Source organism: Streptomyces coacervatus, from assembly GCF_029223485.1.
GTDB lineage: Bacteria > Actinomycetota > Actinomycetes > Streptomycetales > Streptomycetaceae > Streptomyces > Streptomyces coacervatus.
The window spans coordinates 118,265-138,238 of record NZ_JARHTP010000004.1; the positions used below are offsets into that span (position 1 = coordinate 118,265).

The following is a 19,974-nucleotide window of genomic DNA, read 5'->3' on the forward strand; positions in this document are numbered from 1 at the left end:
CCGGAAGACCATCACATTACCGTCATCATCCGGCACATCAGGCCCGGTCACGCGGGCAGTGCGAAGTCGACGACATGGAGCGCCGAGGGGGTCGTACCGCTCGACTTCTCCTGGTACATGAAGGACAGGACGTTGTCCGCCCTGACCCGCAGCTCGTCGATCACGACCTCGCCGAAGGCGTTGAGGTCGCTGCCGTCGTACAGCAGCGTCCAGTCGCTGTACCCGGAGGACTTCGAGGCGCCGGTGATCCGGCCGAAGGGGAAGATCGCGTAAGCGTTGTCGTACTTGTCCAGGACCAGCTTGGTGCGCTGGCTGGAGTCGAGCGCGACGGGGATCTCGGTCTTGGTCCAGGTGCCGGAGGAGTTCTTGCGGAGGTGGAAGGCGCGGCCGTTGGCGGTGCGGTCGCTGACGTAGTCGGTGGTGCACTGGGTGAAGCGGCCGGGGACGTAGCTGATGATCGCGTGCGGCAGTCCGGACGAGTCCGTGAACTGGCTCTCCTGGTTCATCAGCGAGTGGTCCGGGTTGAGCGAGTCGACGACCAGTCCGCTGTCCGTGACGGCCACGGTGTCGGAGCTGCCCGTCGTTCCCACGACGGTGCCCGCGTCGTTGCGCCAAGTGCGGCCGCGGTCGGTCGAGTAGACATAACCCGTGTCGTGGTTGGTGATGCCGCCGCTGTTGCACATCACGGCGGCGTTCTGCTCGCGCCAGGTGAAGAAGGAGTGCAGCCGGCCGTTGACGTCGTAGTCGATGCCGTGCAGATACATGTTGCGGGCGGTCGAGGAGCCGTGCGAGCTGGTGTACGTGCCCGTGGAGCTGGACCACTCCCCCAGTGCCTTCCAGCTCGAACCGTCGTACTCGGCAAGGGCGTTGCGGCCATTGCCCGAGATTCCGACCCGGTAGCTGAGCTGCAGCTTGCCCTCGGGGGTCGAGACGAATTGGGGATACGTGAACTGGGAGGTGAGCGCCAGTCCGTCGAGCGAGGTCTGCACGGAGCCGAAGACGGACGAGGTCCAGGACGTGGACGCCGGGTTGTCGAGGAGTCCGGCGACCGACTTCACATAGAAGTAGCCGTCGCTGTGGGAGTCCATGTTGATGTGCAGACGGCCGTCGACCTTGGAGACGCCCATGGAGATGACGTTGTGGGAGTCGCTGGTCTTGAGAGTGTGGGAGAGCGTGACCGTCGACCAGCTGGAGCCGCCGAGGACGCGGCGGGCGATGACGGCGTTCTTCGTCGAGGTGTACCAGGCGGCGTACTGGTAGCCCTTGTAGGTCAACAGACCGTTCTTCTGGAACGAGTTGTTGTTGACCAGGCCGTCGTAAGAGACGAAGAAGACGGCCTGACCGTCGAGTCGGGTCGTGCCCTTCTTGCTGACGGAGGGGCCGGGAACGGCGGCCCGTGCGATGCCCGGCGTTGCCACGGCGGCAAGTATGGCGGTCGTGAGCACGGTACGTCTTCTCATGGAGGGCTCCGGGGGTGGGGGATCAACCGGGGGGGATCAGGCGAGGTGGAAGACCTCGGTGAGCGGTTTCATGGCCTCGTCGAGCCGGGCGCCGTCCAGCGACTCGAAGAAGGGGCCCATCTCCGCCTGCCAGCGGGCGTTGACGTCGGTGGCTTCCATTCCGGCCAGTGCGGCTTCGAAGTCCTCGGTCTCCAGATAGCCGACGAGCAGGCCGTCGTCGCGCACGAAGAGCGAGTAGTTGCGCCAGCCGGTGGCGGAGAGTGCTGCGAGCATCTCCGGCCACACGGCGGCATGGCGTTCGCGGTACTCGGCGAGCCGGTCCTCGCGGACCTTGAGAAGGAAGCAGACGCGCTGCATGGAGTACCGCCCCCTGACTAGAAGTTGAACTGGTCGATGTTCTTCGCGTTGAACACGGTGGGCTTGCCCAAGTTGATCACGCCGTCCTTTCCGATCGTGTACTCGGTGTCGCCGGCCTTGAAGGTCTCGCCCTCCTTGCCGGTGATCTGCCCGGAGGCCAGCGCAACGGCGGTGCGGGCGGCGAGGTCGCCGAGCTTCGCCGGGTCCCACAGCTCGAAGGCGTCGACGGTGCCGTTTTTGACGTACTTGCGCATGTCGTTGGGGGTGCCGAGGCCGGTCAGCTTGACCTTGCCCTTGTACTTGGAGCCGGACAGGTACTGTGCGGCGGCCTTGATGCCGACGGTGGTCGGGGAGATGATCCCCTTGAGGTTCGGGTACTGCTGGAGCAGGCCCTGGGTCTGCTGGAAGGACTGCTGGGCGTCGTCGTTGCCGTACGCGACCTTGACCAGCTTGATGTTCTTGTACTTGTCCTGCTTCAGCTCGTCCTTCATGTACCCGATCCAGGTGTTCTGGTTCGTGGCCGTCTGGGCGGCGGACAGGATCGCGATCTGGCCCTTGTAGCCGATCTGCTCGGCGAGCAGCTGCACCTCGGTGCGGCCGAGGTCCTCGGCGCTGGCCTGCGAGACGAAGGCGTTGCGGCAGTCCGCCTTGGTGTCGGAGTCGTAGGTGACGACCTTGATGTTGTTCTTCATCGCCTGCTTGAGCGCGGTGCACAGGGCGCCCGGGTCCTGCGCGGAGACGGCCATCGCGTTGACCTGCTGCTGGGTGAGCGTGTTGACGTAGGAGACCTGGCCGGCGGTGTCGGTGGCGCTGGACGGGCCGACTTCCTTGTATGTGCCGCCCAGTTCGGTGAGCGCCTTCTCGCCGCCCTTGTCGGCGGAAGTGAAGTACGGGTTGTTGACCTGCTTGGGAAGGAACCCGACGGTCAGCCCCTTCTTGAGGGCGGCGTTGGGGTCGGCCTTCGCGGTCGAGGTCGCCGCCGCGTCGTCGCTCTTGGAGTTGTTCTTGGTGGTCCCACCACAGGCGGTCGCGGCAAGGGCGAGGGAGGTCACGGCGGCAAGGGCCGCACAGGTACGACGGAGGGATGACTTGCGCATGACGGTTCCTTATTACGAGAGGTGAGTGAAGCGCCCCTTCAGGGGCGCGGGGCTGTATTGAATTTGCGGTTCCACCGCGCGGGCGCGACCAGCCACATCCGGCCCGCAGCCAACAAACGACCTATCCGGCGGTACGAGCCGCCCTCGCGATGGAAATCTGGCGCGCAACCCGAGGCCCGAGCACGGACACGACAAGCAACACACCGGTGACGACAATCTGCGACTGCGCAGAAACATTGAGCAGACTCATCACGTTCTGCAGCGCCCCGAGCAGAAAGACACCCGCAACCGCACCGCCCAACGTCCCCTTACCGCCGTCGAAATCGATACCGCCGAGCAACACCGCGGCGACGACGGAGAGTTCGAGCCCTGTCGCGTTGTCATAGCGCGCACTGGCATAGTGCAGGGCCCAGAACACACCGGTGAGCGACGCCATCAGCCCCGTCACCGTGAACAGAATCAACTTGTGCCGCTTGACGCGGATCCCGGCGAACCGCGCGGCTTCCTCGTTCGCACCGATCGCGAACAACGACCGCCCGAACGGGGTGGCGTGCAGGACGACGACGGCGATTGCGAGAAGCACGAGGAACGGCAGGAAGGCCTGCGGAAGGAAGGTGTCCCCCATCCGCCCCGCAGCGAAGTCGAGGTACTGCGTGGGAAAGTCGGTCACCGCATTGGAGCCGAGCACGATCTGTGCGATGCCCCGGTAGGCGGCGAGCGTGCCGATGGTGACGGCCAGGGACGGCAGTCCCAGCCGGGTCACCAGCAGCCCGTTGACCAGCCCGCACACCACACCCAGCAGCAGGCACAGCGGGATGATCGTCTCGATCGCCATGCCCTCGTTCCACAGCTTGCCCATCACCGCGCCCGACAGACCGGCCGTCGAGGCGACGGACAGATCGATCTCACCGGAGACGACCAGAAGCGTCATCGGCAGAGCGATCAGTGCGATCGGCAGCGTGTTTCCGATCAGGAAGGACAGGTTGAGCGCGTTCCCGAAACCGTCGACCGTTGAGAACGACAACAGCAGCAGAACAACCAGCAGCGCACCGACGACCGTGTCCCAACGGACCGCACGCGTCAGGGACTCAGGCATGGCGAGCGTTCCTCTTCTTCAGGGCGGAGGCCACCCGCAGCGCGACGACCCGGTCGACCGCGATGGCGAGGATGAGCAGGATGCCGTTGATGGCGAGCACCCACACGGAGCTGACGCCGAGGGCGGGCAGCACGCTGTTGATGGAGGTCAGCAGCAAGGCGCCCAGTGCGGCCCCGTACACGCTCCCGGAGCCGCCGGTGAAGACGACGCCGCCGACCACGACCGCGCTGACGACGGTGAGTTCGTAGCCGGTGCCGGTCCCGGAGTCGACGTTGCCGAAGCGGGCCAGGTACATCGCGCCCGCGAGGCCCGCGAGGCCGCCGCAGAAGGTGTACGCGGCGAGGATCCGCTTGCGGACGGGGATGCCGGCGAGCCGGGCGGCCTCCGGGTTGGAGCCGAGCGCATACAGCTCGCGCCCGCTGCCGAAGTGCTTGAGGTAGTACGCCGTCGCCACCAGCACCGCGAGCGCGATCAGCGCCAGCCAGGGCACCGCGGAGATGCCGCCGGAGCCGAAGTCCACGAAGCCGCCCGGGAGGTCGGCCGCCGTGATCTGCCGGGAGCCGACCCAGATGGAGTCGAGGCCGCGGATGATGTAGAGCGTGCCCAGGGTGACGACGAGGGCGGGCACCTGGCCGAGGCTGACGAGCAGCCCGTTCAGCAGGCCGAAGCCGATGCCCATCAGCACCGCCAGTACGACGGCCACGACCCCGTTTCCGCCGCCGTGCAGATAGTCGCCCGCGGCGAAGGCGCTGATGCCGAGGGTCGAGCCGACGGACAGGTCGACGTTCCGGGTGATCACCACCAGGGACTGGCCGGTGGCGACCAGCACCAGGATGGTCGCGTTCAGGAGCAGGTCCTTGATGCCCTGCTCGGACAGGAACTCGCTGTTGCCCGCCTGAGTGATGGCGATCATCACCAGGAAGACGGCCAGGATGGCGAGTTCGCGCATCTTGAAGACGCGGTCGACGAGCCGGGTGCCACTGGACTTCGGCACCTCGGCGATGGGGGTTTCGTCGGTAGCGGTCACCGTCATGCGGCGGCCCTCCCGGTGGCTGCGGCCATCACGGTTTCCTCGGTGGCTTCGGCGCGTGGGATCTCGGCGGTGAGGCGGCCCTCGTGCATCACGAGCACACGGTCGGCCATGCCGAGGATCTCGGGCAGGTCGGAGGAGATCATCAGGACTGCGACGCCGTCGGCGGCCAACTCGCCGAGCAGCCGGTGCACTTCGGCCTTGGTGCCGACATCGATGCCGCGGGTGGGCTCGTCGACGATCAGCACCCGGGGGCCGGTGGCGAGCCACTTGGCGAGGACCACCTTCTGCTGGTTGCCGCCGGACAGGGTGTTGACCGTGTCGGCGATCCTGGCGTACTTGACCTGGAGCTTGACGGCCCAGTCGAGGGAGCGGCTGCGTTCGGCGCCCCGGTCGACGAGGCCCGCCCTGACCGTCGTACGCAGACCGGTGAGGCCGATGTTGCGCTCGATGGACATGTTCATCACCAGGCCCTGGGCGCGGCGGTCCTCGGGCACGAGGGCGAGCCCGGCCGCCATGGCGGTGGAGGGAGCGCCGTTGGTGAGCCTGCGCCCCTGGACCTCGACCTCGCCGCCGTCCCAGCGGTCGATCCCGAAGACGGCCCGGGCGACTTCCGTACGGCCGGCGCCGACGAGCCCGGCGAGGCCGACGATCTCGCCGTGCCGCACGTCGAACGAGACATCCGTGAAGACGCCTTCCCTGGTCAATCGCCGTACGCTCAGGGCGACTTGACCGGGCTTGACGTCCTGCTTGGGATACAGCTCGTCCAAGTCCCGGCCGACCATGCGCCGTACGAGATCGTCCTCGGTCATGCCGTCGATCGGCTCGCTGGAGATCCAGGCGCCGTCGCGTAGGGTGGTGACGCGTTGGCAGATCTCGAAGATCTCCTCCAGCCGGTGGGAGATGAACAGCACGGCGGCGCCCTGTTCGCGCAGGGTGCGGACGACGCCGAAGAGGCGGGCCACCTCGCTTCCGGTGAGCGCGGCCGTAGGCTCGTCCATGATCAGGACGCGGGCCTCGAAGGAGAGCGCTTTGGCGATCTCGACGATCTGCTGGTCGGCGATGGACAGGCCGCGGGCGGGGCGGTCGGGGTCGAGTTCGACGCCGAGGCGCTTCATCAGGGCCAGGGTCGCTGCGTGGGTGGCCTTGTGGTCGATACGGCCGAGGGCGCGCCGGGGCTGGCGGCCCATGAAGATGTTCTCGGCGATCGAAAGGTCGGGGAAGAGTGTGGGCTCCTGGTAGATGACGGCGATGCCGGCGTCGCGGGCGTCGCCGGGCCCGTGGAAGACGACGGGCTCGCCGTCGAGCAGCACCCGGCCGGCGTCGGGCCGGTGCACGCCGGCAAGGGTCTTGATCAGGGTCGACTTGCCCGCGCCGTTCTCTCCGGCGAGTGCGTGCACCTCGCCGGGGAACAACTCCAGGGAGACGTCCCGCAGGGCGCGTACCGCGCCGAAGGACTTCGAGATGTCCTCGAGCGCCAGCACCGGGGCCGGACCCGTGTCGGACGGGTGGGTCATGAGGGGCTCCTCGACGACGCCGACAAGGGGCTCACGACGTCGTGAAAGGTTTCAACTTGGTTGCCGGGACGTTAGGCGCGTCGGCCATGTCACGTCAATGGGTGGGCCCCGAAAAAATTTCGAGAGCCCTTCGAGAGCCAAAGGTCACGGTCGGGCCACGGGCAACAGCCTTTGCCGGAAAGCTTGACACCCCTACGGGGAGCTCTAAGCTTCCCGTCCTGAATCGATTCATCCGTAGGCCGTTCCGGCCGGACGTCACAGGAGCCCTGAAGTGACCGAGCTCGCCGCGGTGAAGGCCGCGCTGAAGACCCAGGCAGTCGAGACGCCGTCGTGGGCGTACGGGAACTCGGGGACCCGTTTCAAGGTGTTCGCGCAGCAAGGCGTCCCCCGCACTCCGCAGGAGAAACTGGCCGACGCCGCCCAGGTGCACGCGTTCACGGGTGTGGCGCCGACGGTTGCCCTGCACATTCCGTGGGACAAGGTGGACGACTACGGTGCCTTGGCGAAGTATGCCGAGGACCACGGTGTGAAGCTCGGGGCGATCAACTCGAACACCTTCCAGGACGACGACTACAAGCTGGGAAGCATCTGCCACCCGGAAGCAGCCGTGCGGCGCAAGGCCCTGGATCACCTGCTGGAATGCGTCGACATCATGGACGCCACCGGGTCACGGGACCTGAAGCTGTGGTTCGCCGACGGCACGAACTATCCCGGACAGGACGACCTCCGCCAGCGGCAGGACCGGCTCGCCGAAGGGCTTTCCGAGGTGTACGCCCGGCTCGGCGACGGCCAGCGGATGCTGCTGGAGTACAAGTTCTTCGAGCCCGCCTTCTACGCCACCGACGTTCCCGACTGGGGCACCGCCTATGCGCACTGCCTCAAGCTGGGCGAGAAGGCGCAGGTCGTGGTGGACACCGGGCACCACGCACCCGGCACCAACATCGAGTTCATCGTCGCCACCCTGCTGCGGGAGGGGAAACTCGGCGGCTTCGATTTCAACTCCCGCTTCTACGCCGACGACGACCTCATGGTCGGCGCCGCCGACCCCTTCCAGCTGTTCCGCATCATGTACGAGGTGATCCGGGGCGGCGGGTACACGGATGACGTCGCCTTCATGCTCGACCAGTGCCACAACATCGAAGCCAAGATCCCCGCCATCATCCGCTCCGTGATGAACGTCCAGGAAGCCACCGCCAAAGCACTGCTCGTGGACCGGGACGCGCTGGCCGTGGCACAGCGTTCGGGCGACGTCCTCGAAGCCAACGCGGCGCTCATGGACGCCTACAACACCGACGTACGGCCGCTGCTCGCCGAGGTCCGCCAGGAGACGGGGCTCGACCCCGACCCCATCGCCGCCTACCACCGCTCCGGATGGGCCGAGAAGATCGCCGAAGAGCGAGTCGGCGGGCAGCAGGCCGGGTGGGGGGCATAGACGCTGCATCTGGTCTACCGGATCCGCCGGCGTGACGGGTGTGCCGGCGGCCCGTTGCCAGGTCCTCGGTGAGGGCTGCCAGGCCCGGTGCGAGGGCGGTTCTCCGGTCTGGGAGAGCAGGGAGATTTCCGGACCGAACCTGGGGGTCCAGGTAGGCGTGGGGGCGGCGCCAGTACGCGGCGGCGAAGCCGTCCGTGCAGTCGTGCGGGACGGGGACGGGCTTCTGGTGCGCCCCGCCGAGCAGGCCGGCCAGCCGGTCCATCGGCAGGGCGCGGGTGTCGTCGAAGGCGGCGGCCTGTGGGAGGTATTCGCGTACGAGCCAGAACTGGTCGCGGAAGATCTGCTGGTCCCAGGTCAGGATCACGATGCGGCGGCGGGCGGCCCGGCGGAGTTCGGCGATTCCGGCCCTCGGGTCGGTCCAGTGGTGGATGGTCTGCAGCGCCATGACGGTGTCGGCGGCGTTGTCGCGCACGGGAAGGTGTTCGGCGACCGCGCAGACGGCGGACGCCGACCCGGGTGGGTGCTGCGCGATCATGACCTGGCTGGGTTCGACGGCGAGAACTGTCTGCGTGGCTCGTAGGAGCCGGTGCCGGCGCCTACGTTGATCACGTCCGCGGCGTTTCCCAGCGCGGCGTGGATGTGCGCGGCGATCCGCGGGCCGGTTGCCGGCTGCGGCCGTATGCCGTCCCGAGCGTGTCGTAGATGGCCATGCCAGTCAGAATGCGAATGGGCTCTGTGTGGGGAGCGGCTTAGTGGATGCCGGCCCGTTCGGTCAGGTTTCGCCCATGCCGAACGAGTCGTGGACAGGCCGCAGCTCCACCGCCACGACATGGAAGTCCAGGACGCGTTCGGCGATCTCCCGCGCTCGTTCCGGGGTCGCGCAGTCGATCACGTAGTACGCGGTCAGGTGGTCAGTGGTGTCCGCCAGCGGGCCGTCCGTCGCGGTCGAGGCCGATCCATCGTCTTGCCACCGGATGGTCTTCGTGTCCCCCGGGTAGGCCAGCCCGGCTCCGTTCAGCATCTCGCCGGTGCCTTCCAGGTCCTGGTGGAGCGCTTCGTGTCTGCGGAAGACCTCCGCGCGTTCGGCGGCGGTCATCGCCGCGGTCGCCGCGGGATCGGCGTACATCAGGACCATGTACTTCACGCGACCACCCCTGCCTCGGGCATCACCGATGTCGCCGCGCGGACCAGTGCGGCCGTGGCCGTCGAGCGGGACTGCTGGGGCCAGGCGATCGACAGGGTCGCCGGTGGGGTGTCCGGGAGTCGGCGGTAGACGACGCCTGGGCGGGGGTACCGGGCAGTGACGGATTCGGGGAGGAAGGTCACGATCTCGCCCAGTTCGACGAGCGTGAGCACTTGCGGCAGGTCGGCGATGCGGTGGCGCTCGACCATCGTCTCGAGGTAGCGGGTCAGCCCGTCGAGGCGGCCGGGCTCGACGTCGGGGATGGCCAGGTCGGTGAGGGTGAGGTGGTCGCGGGCGGCCAGGGGGTGGGTGGCCGGGAGGGCGGCCAGGCGGGGTTCGACGGTGACCGTTTCGCTGTCCAGGCCCGTGTGGTCGAACGGTTCGTAGATCAGGGCGGCGTCCGCCTCGCCCTGGCGCAGCAGGCGCGCCTGGTCGCCCCAGCCGGCGAGGCGGATCGTGACGGGTAGGGCGGCGGGCTCGGTCGCGTAGCGAGCCAGGATGGGTTCCAGCAGGCCCCCGTCGCCGTCGGCCTTGATGGCCAGGACCAGCTTCGCCTCGGGGGCGGCGGCGCGCTGTGCCCGGCGTCCGGCCGCCTGCAGGGCGTCGAGCGCGATCCGGGCCTCCCCGAGCAGGACCGTGCCGGCGGTGGTCAGCTCGACGCTGTGGGTGGTGCGCTCGAAGAGGGTGACGCCCAGGTCGGCTTCGAGATTGCGGATGGCGCGGGACAGGGGCGGGGCGGAGATGCCCAGCCGTTCGGCGGCGCGGGCGAAGTTGAGTTCTTCGGCGACGGCGACGAAGTAGCGCAGTGATCGGGATTCCACGACCCGGCACCTCCGTTCGGTATTACCCAGAGGGTAACAAGCGGGATCTCGGTGATCCTTCCGTCCTGCACGGGCGCACCGCAGGATCGAAGCACGCGGTGCCCCGGTCCGTCCATCTGGTTCAACCAGCGGCCGAGGGGTCTCAACCGCCTTACCAGCCAGCCCTTTTGGAGCCTTTCCATGCTTGTCATCACCACGCCCACCGGTCAGATCGGCCGGCAGGTCGTCGACGGTCTGCTCGGCAGCGAGCAGCCGATTCGTGTGATCGTTCGCGACCCTTCCCGGCTGCCCCCGCGTGTGCGGGAACGCGTCGAGGTCGTCCAGGGGTCGCACCGTGACCTCGATGTCGTCACGGAGGCCTTCGCGGGTGCGGATGCCGTGTTCTGGGTGGTGCCGCCGGACCAGCGCGCGGAGAGCGTCGAGGACCACTATGTGGACTACACGCGGGCGGCGTGTCAGGCGATCGGCAGCCACGGCGTCAAGCGGGTGGTCGCCGTCTCGACGATGGGCAGCGGGATCGAGAAGAACGCGGGGCATCTGTCGGCATCCGTGGCCAAGGACAGGATGATCGAGGACACAGGGGTGAGCTTCCGGGCGCTGCAGCTTCCCGCCTTCATGGAGAACCTGCTCTGGCAGGTCGAGGCGATCAGGAACCAGGGTGCGTTCTTCTGGCCGCAGTTCGGGGATCGCGTGCTCCCGTCCGTCGCCACGCGCGACATCGCGGCGAAGGCGGCCGAGCTGCTGCTCGACGACTCATGGGGCGGGCAGAGCGGTGTCCCGGTCGTCAGCCCCGACGCCCTGACCCCCGACGGGATGGCGCAGGTCGTCTCCGAGGTGCTGGACCGGCCGGTCCGCTATCAGCAGGTCGGCATGGAGGCGTACCGGGCGACGGCGATGCAGCACGGGGCGAGCGAGGCGTGGGCGCAGGGCCTGATCGACATGGCCGTCGCCCAGAACGCCGGGGCCTACGACGAGCAGCACCGCACGTCGCAGCCCGGGCCGACCGGTTTCCGCCAGTGGTGCGAGGAGGTGCTCAGGCCCGCCTTCCTGGCCTGAGCACCGTCCCGTCGCTACTCCGGCCCTGCGAAGGGATGCCGGATCGCGGCCGGCGGCCAGGCGGGGGCGGTGTACGGCCGCCGGAACGTACGGCGGCCCGATCCGACCTCGAACGGCTCGCCGTCACCGGGGAGTTGGACTTCGGCCCGGGTGTTCGGCGGCACGAGGACCTCCACGACGAGCGTGCCGTTCTCGATCCGCCAGCCCGCCTCGGCACGCCCGTACGGCGTGTCATGGGCGGCCTTCGCGAAGGTGAGGTCGCCGCCGGGAACCGGCGCGATGCGAAGCCGCCGCCAGCCCGGTTCGGCGGCTTCGAGACCGGCGACCGTGCGGTGCAGCCAGTCGGCGACGGCGCCGAGGGCGTAGTGGTTGAAGGAGGTCATCTCACCGGGGTTGATGCTCCCGTCGGGCAGCATCGAGTCCCAGCGCTCCCACACGGTGGTGGCCCCCATGGTCACCGGGTACAGCCAGGACGGGCAGCCTTCCTCCAGGAGCATCCGGTAAGCGAGTTGGGGCTCACCGCCCGCGCACAGCGCGTCGCAGATCAGCGGCGTACCGGCGAATCCGGTGGCGATGCGGAAGCCCGCCTTGCGCACGACGAGAGCCAACCTCTCGGCAGCTCCCCGGCGTTGCCGTTCCGTCGGCAGCAGTGCGAAGCACAGGGCGAGCGCGTACGCGGTCTGCGCGTCGCTGGACAGCCGCCCGCCCGGGGTGACGAACTCGTCGGCGAAAGCCGCCCGTACCGACCGCGCGAGCTCCTCGTACCGTACGGCGTCGTCCTTCTCCCCCAGCAGACGCGCCGTTTCGGCGAGTACGTCGGCCGAGCGGGCGCCGTACGCGTTGGCGACGAGATCGCCGTCCGTACGGGCGTCTCCCGGAGCGTCCGGCGGGGCGGCCGGGTCGAGCCAGTCGCCGAGCTGGAAGTCCTGCCGCCACAGTCCGCCGCCCTTCTCGGTGAGGCGGGCGGCGGTCTCCACCCAGGCGCGCATGCTCGGGTACTGGGTGCGCAGCACCTCCAGGTCGCCGAAGCGCCGGTACAGCGTCCACGGCAGCAGCACGGCGACGTCGGCCCACACGGCGTGCGGGGTGCCGCCGAAGTCGAAGGGCAGCACGTCGGGGACGACCAGCGGCGGTGCGCCGTCGGCCCGGGCCAGGTGTTCGGCGGCGAGGTCGCGCAGCCAGCCGCCGAGCATGCCCGAACAGTCATAGAGGAAGGAGGCGGTGGGGGCGAAGACCTGGATGTCGCCGGTCCAGCCGAGGCGTTCGTCGCGCTGCGGACAGTCGGTCGGGATGTCGAGGAAGTTGCCGCGCATGCCCCAGACGACGTTCTCGTGCAGGCGGTTGACGAGCTCGTGCGAGGACTCGAACCAACCCGTGCGGGTCATGTCGGTGTGCAGGACCACGGCTTCGACGGCGGACGGGTCCAACTCGCCGGGCCAGTTATCGATTTCGGCATAGCGGAATCCGTGGAAGGTGAACCGCGGTTCGTACGTCTCCTCGCCCGCGCCGGCGAGTGTGCAGGTGTCGGTGGCGGCGGCCTGGCGCAGGGGTCGTACGCCGAGTTCGCCGTGCTCCAGGACCTCCGCGTGCCGCAGGGTGACCGTGTGGCCGGCCGGGCCCGAGACGCGGATGCGCAGGCGTCCGACCAGGTTCTGCCCGAAATCGAGAACGGTCTTTCCGGACGGTGTGGTGATGACGTCGACGGGAGCCAGGGTCTGGGTGCGGCGCACGGGCGGGCCGGTCGGGGCCACCAACTCGGCCTCGGGTAGCGGGAGTTCGGAGACCATCGGCCAGTCGGAGGTGTCGTGGCCCGGTTCGGACCAGCCGGGGCGGGCCGAACGGGCGTCGTACGCCTCGCCGTCGTAGAGCTCGGAGCGCAGGATCGGGCCGGTCGTGGCGCGCCATGCCTCGTCGGTGCCGACGGTGGTGATGCTGCCGTCCGGGTGAATGACCTCCAACTGGGCGAGCAGGGCGCGGTGTTCGCCGTAGAGGTTGCGCCGGCCGCCGTGGAAGCCGAGCCGGCCCGTGTACCAGCCCTCGCCGAGGAGCGCGCCGATCGCGTTGTCGCCCTCGCGGAGCAGTCCCGTCACGTCGAAGGTCTGGTACCGCAGGCGGTGGTGGTACGAGGTCCAGCCGGGGGCGAGGACATGGTCACCCACCCTGGTGCCGTTGATCTCGGCTTCGTAGACACCGTACGCGGTGATGTACAGGCGGGCCGACGCGATCGCCTTGTCGAGGGTGAAGGTGCGGTGCAGCAGTGCCACCGGGAGCGGGGCGTCGGCTGGTTCGCGGTCGGGGGTGACGGGGCGGGCGGTCCAGTCGGTACGGGCCAGCAGTCCCGTTTCCGCCCAGGTGAGCGGCGACCAGGCGGACGGCTCGGCCTCCTCGCCCCACACCTGCACGCGCACCCCGACCCGGCTGCGGGAGGCGAGCGCCTCGCCCGGCCAGGCCACCAGCACCGAGTCTGCGCTCTCGACGCGCCCGGTGTCGATGAGGACGGCGCCGTCCGCACCGGTGATCTCCAGCCGGTACGCCTGCTGCGTCCAGCCCGGTATGTCCGTCTCGGTGCGCCAGCTCAGGCGCGGGCGGGACTCGCCGATGCCGAGCGGCTCGCGGTGGTGTTCCAGAACGGGAGCGGTGACGCGCATCAGATCGCTTCCTTCTCACGGACGGAGGATGTGGTCCCTGCCACCGCACCCCGCCCCTGCGGAGCGATGCTGCGGACGACCCACACACCCATCAGACCGGACACGGCCACGCACACCGTGGTGATCCACAGGACGGCCGAGCCGCTCGCCGCCATCAGGGTCGGGGTGGCCAGGCCGGCGAGACCGCACAGGGCACGGCTGAGGCCGTAGGTCAGTCCCTGGGTGGTCGCGCGCAGTTCCTCGGGGAACGCCTCCTGGGACCAGATCTTGTAATTGGCCTCGCCGGCGAACTGGTTGACGACGTTGTAGAGGAGCAGGAAGAACACCATCGCCGCGATCACGGCACCGCCGGTCGCCGCGGCCACGGCGAAGGCAAGGACCTGGAGCACCGCGCAGACGTAGAACAGCCGGTCGCGCCAGGGGGTGTCGGCCAGCCGAACGAAGGCGAGCGAGCAGAGCAGTCCGATGGGGAGGCCGGCCAGGCCCATCCCCGTGGCGAGGGTCTGCGAGGCCCCGCTGACGGTGGTCAGGAAGTACGTGCCGTACTGGCCCATGGTGTTGGCGGCGAGGTTCCAGGCGAGGTAGAAGCCGCCCGTCGCGAGGAGCGGGACGAGGATCGGCTTCGCGCCGAGGCGGCGCAGCGCCGTGGCGTCGATGCCCTCGCCACCGCCGCCGCGCTCGGCCTCCTCCAGCACGGGAGAGAGCCGCATGCGGTTGCGCAGCACCCAGCTGACCAGGGCCACGACGGCGAGGTGGGCGAAGAGGAGCTGAGCGGAGAGATAGCCGAGCGTCGAGGTGCCGAAGCCGATCACGATCGCGGCCGTGATGCCGACGACCCACATGGTCTGCGTCGCGCCGATCAGACGTCCGCGTACCGAGCGCGGGGAGTGCTCGGAGACCATGGCGAGCGAGGTCGGCAGGTCGGCGCCGGCCGCGAGACCGCCGATGATCATGCCTGCGAAGAGGAAGGCGCTGTTGGGGGCGACGACCAGCAGTGCGGCGCCGATGGCGTAGACGAGGATGTCGATCCCGTACACGCGCGCCCGGCCGAAGCGGTCGGCGAGGCGGCCGCCGATCAGCGAGCCTACGGCGATGGAGAAGGTCAGCGCCGCACTCAGCGCGCCGAGGCCCCAGGAGGAGAGGTGGAAACGGCTCTGCCACAGGCCCAGTGACAGGCCGGAGGAGACGATGATGCCCGAGTCCAGGTAGGAGGCCATGCCGGAGAGGACGGCCAGGCGCCATTGGGCGCGGGTCACCCGGGGTTTGGCGGGCCTGCTGGAGATGGCGTCGTTGCTCATCAAGGCGGCCTTTCGGAGCGGAGATTGGGGACGGAGAGGCTGGGTGACGCGCCAGTGGTGACACGTGTAACCAGTCCTTGAGTAAACCGTGAAACGTTTCACGGCATCGTGAGGCCGCTTCGGCTCCCCGTCAAGGGTTCGGGCACGGTTGGCATCACTTCTCCTCGACCGACCCGGAGGCGGACGCGCCGACGTCTTGACGCCGTCGTTGCGCTGGAGCTAGGTTCCCTGAAACGATTCAAACAGCGTTCAGAGGTGGTCATGCCAGACCCGTCCGCCGCCAAGGCAGCACTCGCGGCCCAGAAGATCGAGACCCCTTCGTGGGCCTACGGCAACTCCGGTACACGGTTCAAGGTCTTCGCCCAGCCTGGCGTCCCGCGCGATCCCTGGGAGAAGCTGCGGGACGCGGCAAAGGTGCACGAGTTCACTGGCGTGGCGCCGACGGTCGCGCTGCACATTCCGTGGGACAAGGTGGATGACTACGGCAAACTGGCGGCTTTCGCACGGGAGTTGGGGGTCTCGCTCGGGGCGATCAACTCGAACACCTTCCAGGACGACGACTACAAGCTGGGCAGCATCTGCCACCCGGAAGCAGCCGTGCGGCGCAAAGCGCTGGATCACCTGCTGGAATGCGTCGACATCATGGACGCCACCGGGTCACGGGATCTGAAGCTGTGGTTCGCCGACGGCACGAACTATCCCGGACAGGACGACCTCCGCCAGCGGCAGGACCGGCTCGCCGAGGGTTTGGCCGAGGTGTACGCCCGGCTCGGCGACGGGCAGCGGATGCTGCTGGAGTACAAGTTCTTCGAGCCCGCCTTCTACGCCACCGACGTTCCCGACTGGGGCACCGCCTACGCCCACTGCCTCAAACTGGGCGAGAAGGCGCAGGTCGTGGTGGACACCGGACACCACGCACCCGGCACCAACATCGAATTCATCGTCGCCACCCTGCTGCGCGAGAACAAACTCGGCGGCTTCGACTTCAACTCCCGCTTCTACGCCGACGACGACCTCATGGTCGGCGCCGCCGACCCCTTCCAACTGTTCCGCATCATGTACGAGGTGATCCGGGGCGGCGGGTACACGTCCGACGTCGCCTTCATGCTCGACCAGTGCCACAACATCGAAGCCAAGATCCCCGCCATCATCCGCTCCGTGATGAACGTCCAGGAAGCCACCGCCAAAGCACTGCTCGTGGACCGGGACGCGCTGGCCGTGGCACAGCGTTCGGGCGACGTCCTCGAAGCCAACGCGGCGCTCATGGACGCCTACAACACCGACGTACGGCCACTACTCGCCGAAGTCCGCCAGGAGACGGGGCTCGACCCCGACCCCATCGCCGCCTACCACCGCTCCGGATGGCAGCAGCACATCACCGCCGAACGTGTCGGCGGCACCCAGGCCGGCTGGGGCGCCTGACTCCCCTGCCCTCGCACACCCGCAACGTCCCCACTACGCAAGGAAGAGACCGATCATGGCACCCCACCCCGAATCCGCCGCCCTCCTGGCCCGGTCCCATCGGCTCGGCTCCGATCCGCGCAACACCAACTACGCCGGGGGGAACGCCTCCGCGAAGGGGACCGCTGTGGACCCCGTGACCGGTGGTGACGTCGAGTTGATGTGGGTCAAGGGGTCCGGCGGTGACCTCGGCACGCTCACCGAGGCCGGGCTCGCCGTGTTGCGGCTGGACCGGCTGCGGGCCCTGCAGGGGGTCTATCCGGGGGTCGAGCGCGAGGACGAGATGGTCGCCGCGTTCGACTACTGCCTGCATGGGAAAGGGGGTGCCGCTCCCTCCATCGACACGGCGATGCACGGGTTGGTGGACGCCGCCCACGTCGATCATCTGCACCCCGACTCCGGGATCGCGCTCGCCTGTGCCGCCGACGGGGAGAAACTGACCGCCGAGTGTTTCGGCGACACGGTGGTGTGGGTGCCGTGGCGGCGGCCCGGGTTCCAGCTGGGGCTGGACATCGCGGCGGTCAAGGAGGCCAATCCGCAGGCCGTCGGGTGTGTTCTGGGCGGACACGGGATCACCGCCTGGGGTGCGACCTCCGAGGAGTGCGAGCGGAACTCGCTGCACATCATCCGGACCGCCGAGGCATTTCTCGCCGAGCGGGGGAAGGACGAGCCTTTCGGGCCGGTGATCGAGGGGTACGAGGCGCTCGGTGAGAGTGAGCGGCGGGAGCGGGCGGCGGCGTTGGCGCCGTATGTGCGGGCTCTCGCCTCTCAGGACAGGCCGCAGGTCGGGCACTTCAACGACTCCGATGTCGTCCTGGAGTTCCTGGCGCGCGCCGAGCATCCGCGGCTCGCCGCGCTCGGGACCTCCTGCCCCGATCACTTCCTTCGTACGAAGGTACGGCCGCTCGTTCTCGACCTGCCGCCGGCCGCTCCGGTGGAGGAGGCGATCGCACGCCTCAAGGAGCTGCACGCCGAGTACCGCGAGGAGTACGCCGCCTACTACGACCGGCATGCCCTGCCCGACTCCCCCGCGATGCGCGGCGCCGACCCGGCGATCGTGCTGGTGCCGGGGGTGGGCATGTTCAGTTTCGGCAAGGACAAGCAGACCGCGCGCGTGGCGGGCGAGTTCTACGTCAACGCCATCAATGTGATGCGCGGGGCGGAGGCCGTGTCGACGTACGCGCCGATCGAGGAGTCGGAGAAGTTCCGGATCGAGTACTGGGCGCTGGAGGAGGCCAAGCTTCAGCGGATGCCGAAGCCCAAGCCGCTGGCGACGCGGGTGGTCTTGGTGACGGGCGCGGGAAGCGGCATCGGGAAGGCCATCGCGCAGCGGCTGGTGGGCGAGGGGGCGTGTGTCGTCGTCGCCGATCTCGACGCGGAGAACGCCGCCGTCGTCGCCGCGGAGCTGGGCGGCCCGGACAAGGCCGTCGCCGTGACGGTGGACGTCACGGACGAGGAGCAGATCGGCGCCGCTTTCAAGGCTGCCGTGCTCGCCTTCGGCGGGGTCGATCTCGTGGTCAACAACGCCGGGATCTCCATCTCCAAGCCGCTGCTGGAGACCTCGGCGCGCGACTGGGACCTGCAGCACGACATCATGGCCCGTGGCTCCTTCCTGGTGTCGAGGGAGGCGGCCCGGGTGATGATCGCGCAGGAGCTGGGCGGCGACATCGTCTACATCGCCTCCAAGAACGCCGTGTTCGCCGGGCCGAACAACATCGCCTACTCGGCCACCAAGGCCGATCAGGCCCATCAAGTGCGGCTGCTGGCCGCCGAGTTGGGCGAGCACGGCATCCGTGTCAATGGGGTCAACCCGGACGGTGTGGTGCGCGGTTCCGGGATCTTCGCGGGCGGCTGGGGCGCGCAGCGGGCGGCCGTGTACGGGGTTCCGGAGGAGAAGCTGGGTGAGTTCTACGCCCAGCGGACCATCCTCAAGCGGGAGGTGCTGCCGGAGCATGTCGCGAACGCCGTCTTCGCGCTGACCGGCGGGGAGCTGACGCACACCACCGGACTGCACGTCCCGGTCGACGCCGGCGTCGCGGCCGCCTTCCTGCGGTGAGCGCGCCCGTGAAAACGTACGCCGCGGTCGATCTCGGCGCGTCCAGCGGGCGTGTCATGGTCGGCCGCGTCGGCGCCGACAGCCTGGAACTGAGCGAGGCGCACCGCTTCCCCAACCGGCCCGTTCGGGTGCCCGAGGGGCTGCGGTGGGACATCCTCGCGTTGTACGGGGGTGTCCTGGACGGGCTGCGGGCCGCGGGCCAGGTCGATTCCGTCGGCATCGACAGCTGGGCCGTGGACTACGGGCTGCTGGACGGGGACGGGGCGCTGCTCGGGAATCCCGTGCACTACCGGGACTCCCGCACCGAGGGCGTCGCGGAGAAGGTGTGGGCGACCGTGCCCGCCGAGCAGCTGTATGCGGCGACCGGGTTGCAGCACGCGCCCTTCAACACGCTGTACCAGCTGCTGGCGGCCCGGGAGTCGGCTCAACTCACCCATGCCGAGCGGTTGTTGCTGATCCCGGACCTGCTGTCGTACTGGCTGACCGGCGAGCAGGGCACCGAACTCACCAACGCCTCGACCACCCAGCTGATCGACCCCCGGACGCGGGAGTGGTCGTACGACATCGCCTCCCGGCTGGGTGTCGACCTGAGCCTCTTCGCACCGCTGCGGCGGCCCGGCGATCCGGCGGGTGTGCTGCTGCCGGAGGTGCTGGAGGAGACCGGGCTGAGGGGGCCGGTGCCGGTGACGACGGTCGGCTCGCATGACACGGCGTCCGCGGTCGCGGCCGTGCCCGCGTCCGGCGAACGGTTCGCGTACATCTGCACCGGGACCTGGTCGCTGGCCGGTCTTGAGCTGGACGCGCCCGTGCTGACCGAGGAGAGCCGGGCCGCGAACTTCACCAATGAGCTGGGGCTGGACGGCACGGTCCGCTATCTGCGCAACATCATGGGGTTGTGGCTGCTCCAGGAGTGTGTACGGGCCTGGGGCAAGCCGGAGTTGGGCGGGCTGCTGCTGGAGGCGGCCAAGGTGCCGGCGCTGCGCTCGGTGGTGGATGCCGGGGACGCGGCGTTCCTGGCGCCGGGGCGGATGCCGGAGCGGATCGCCGAGGCGTGCCGTGCCTCGGGGCAGCCGGTGCCCTCCTCCCCCGCCGAGATCACGCGCTGCATCCTCGACTCGCTGGCACTGGCCCACCGCCGGGCCGTGGAGGACGCCCAGCGGCTGGCCGGCCATCCGGTGGACGTCGTGCACGTCGTCGGCGGCGGCACCCGCAACGCGCTGCTGTGCCAGCTGACCGCCGACGCCTGCGGGCTGCCGGTGGTGGCCGGTCCGACGGAGGCGGCGGCGCTGGGGAACGTGCTGGTTCAGGCGCGGGCCCACGGGCTCGTCGGCGATCTGACGGGCATGCGGCAGCTGCTCACCCGTACCCAGCCACTCACCCGTTACGAGCCGCAGGGCACCACGGCACCGTGGCGCGAGTCGCAGGACCGGCTCGCCGGAGGGTGAGCGGGGTCTCCCCCGGA

At 69.1% G+C, this 19,974-nt stretch carries 15 protein-coding genes and 1 pseudogene; 5 read left to right on the top strand and 11 right to left on the bottom strand.

Annotation, left to right across the window (positions count from 1 at the left end):
• Positions 1-47: 47 nt before the first annotated feature.
• From P2Q00_RS11405 to P2Q00_RS11430, 6 genes are all read right to left on the bottom strand, one after another.
• Entirely contained in the window at positions 48-1,460 is a 1,413-nt protein-coding gene (locus P2Q00_RS11405; protein WP_275772051.1) for a BNR repeat-containing protein, read from the bottom strand.
• 36 nt (positions 1,461-1,496) lie between these two features.
• Positions 1,497-1,817 (bottom strand): L-rhamnose mutarotase, encoded by a 321-nt coding sequence (locus P2Q00_RS11410; protein ID WP_275772054.1) that lies wholly within the window; start codon positions 1,815-1,817, stop codon positions 1,497-1,499.
• Between the two features lie 17 nt (positions 1,818-1,834).
• Positions 1,835-2,914, bottom strand: a complete 1,080-nt coding sequence (gene rhaS, locus P2Q00_RS11415) for a rhamnose ABC transporter substrate-binding protein (protein ID WP_275772056.1) — start codon at positions 2,912-2,914, stop codon at positions 1,835-1,837.
• A gap of 121 nt (positions 2,915-3,035) precedes the next feature.
• On the bottom strand, positions 3,036-4,010 hold the full coding sequence (locus P2Q00_RS11420) for an ABC transporter permease (protein WP_275772058.1): 975 nt from the start codon (positions 4,008-4,010) through the stop codon (positions 3,036-3,038).
• Positions 4,003-5,043, bottom strand: a complete 1,041-nt coding sequence (locus tag P2Q00_RS11425) for an ABC transporter permease (protein ID WP_275772060.1) — start codon at positions 5,041-5,043, stop codon at positions 4,003-4,005. Before P2Q00_RS11425 ends, P2Q00_RS11420 begins: the two co-directional genes overlap by 8 nt.
• Positions 5,040-6,557, bottom strand: coding sequence for a sugar ABC transporter ATP-binding protein (locus tag P2Q00_RS11430; protein ID WP_275772062.1), 1,518 nt, complete (start codon positions 6,555-6,557; stop codon positions 5,040-5,042). Before P2Q00_RS11430 ends, P2Q00_RS11425 begins: the two co-directional genes overlap by 4 nt.
• Positions 6,558-6,828: 271 nt before the next feature.
• Here P2Q00_RS11430 and rhaI (P2Q00_RS11435) point away from each other — a divergent pair, with 271 nt between their 5' ends.
• Complete coding sequence (rhaI, locus tag P2Q00_RS11435) at positions 6,829-7,989, top strand: L-rhamnose isomerase (RefSeq protein ID WP_275772064.1); 1,161 nt, start codon at positions 6,829-6,831, stop codon at positions 7,987-7,989.
• 433 nt (positions 7,990-8,422) lie between these two features.
• Here the strand turns inward: rhaI (P2Q00_RS11435) and P2Q00_RS50735 are convergent.
• The 3 genes and pseudogenes from P2Q00_RS50735 to P2Q00_RS11450 form a co-directional block, all read right to left on the bottom strand.
• A pseudogene (locus P2Q00_RS50735) lies at positions 8,423-8,524 on the bottom strand (SAM-dependent methyltransferase); the annotation flags it as partial.
• 237 nt (positions 8,525-8,761) lie between these two features.
• Entirely contained in the window at positions 8,762-9,124 is a 363-nt protein-coding gene (locus P2Q00_RS11445) for a YciI family protein (protein ID WP_275772705.1), read from the bottom strand.
• A 5-nt stretch (positions 9,125-9,129) separates the two neighbouring features.
• Positions 9,130-9,993, bottom strand: coding sequence for a LysR family transcriptional regulator (locus P2Q00_RS11450; protein ID WP_275772066.1), 864 nt, complete (start codon positions 9,991-9,993; stop codon positions 9,130-9,132).
• 180 nt (positions 9,994-10,173) lie between these two features.
• On the opposite strand from P2Q00_RS11450, the gene P2Q00_RS11455 reads away from it, so the two are divergent.
• Positions 10,174-11,049, top strand: a complete 876-nt coding sequence (locus tag P2Q00_RS11455) for an NAD(P)H-binding protein (protein ID WP_275772069.1) — start codon at positions 10,174-10,176, stop codon at positions 11,047-11,049.
• A gap of 14 nt (positions 11,050-11,063) precedes the next feature.
• Here the strand turns inward: P2Q00_RS11455 and P2Q00_RS11460 are convergent, their stop codons facing one another.
• Both P2Q00_RS11460 and P2Q00_RS11465 read right to left on the bottom strand, forming a co-directional pair.
• Complete coding sequence (locus P2Q00_RS11460; protein WP_275772071.1) at positions 11,064-13,697, bottom strand: glycoside hydrolase family 78 protein; 2,634 nt, start codon at positions 13,695-13,697, stop codon at positions 11,064-11,066.
• Entirely contained in the window at positions 13,697-14,995 is a 1,299-nt protein-coding gene (locus P2Q00_RS11465; protein ID WP_275772073.1) for an MFS transporter, read from the bottom strand. Before P2Q00_RS11465 ends, P2Q00_RS11460 begins: the two co-directional genes overlap by 1 nt.
• Before the next feature lie 261 nt (positions 14,996-15,256).
• On the opposite strand from P2Q00_RS11465, the gene rhaI (P2Q00_RS11470) reads away from it, so the two are divergent.
• Genes rhaI (P2Q00_RS11470) through P2Q00_RS11480 form a run of 3 tightly spaced genes read left to right on the top strand, consistent with a single transcriptional unit; the run spans position 15,257 to position 19,957 of the window.
• Positions 15,257-16,417, top strand: coding sequence for an L-rhamnose isomerase (gene rhaI, locus P2Q00_RS11470; RefSeq protein ID WP_275772075.1), 1,161 nt, complete (start codon positions 15,257-15,259; stop codon positions 16,415-16,417).
• A 55-nt stretch (positions 16,418-16,472) separates the two neighbouring features.
• Positions 16,473-18,512 carry a bifunctional aldolase/short-chain dehydrogenase gene (locus P2Q00_RS11475; protein ID WP_275772077.1) on the top strand — a complete coding sequence of 680 codons (2,040 nt, stop codon included), beginning with the start codon at positions 16,473-16,475 and terminating at the stop codon, positions 18,510-18,512.
• An 8-nt stretch (positions 18,513-18,520) separates the two neighbouring features.
• Entirely contained in the window at positions 18,521-19,957 is a 1,437-nt protein-coding gene (locus P2Q00_RS11480; RefSeq protein ID WP_275772079.1) for a rhamnulokinase, read from the top strand.
• The last annotated feature ends 17 nt before the right edge of the window (positions 19,958-19,974 follow it).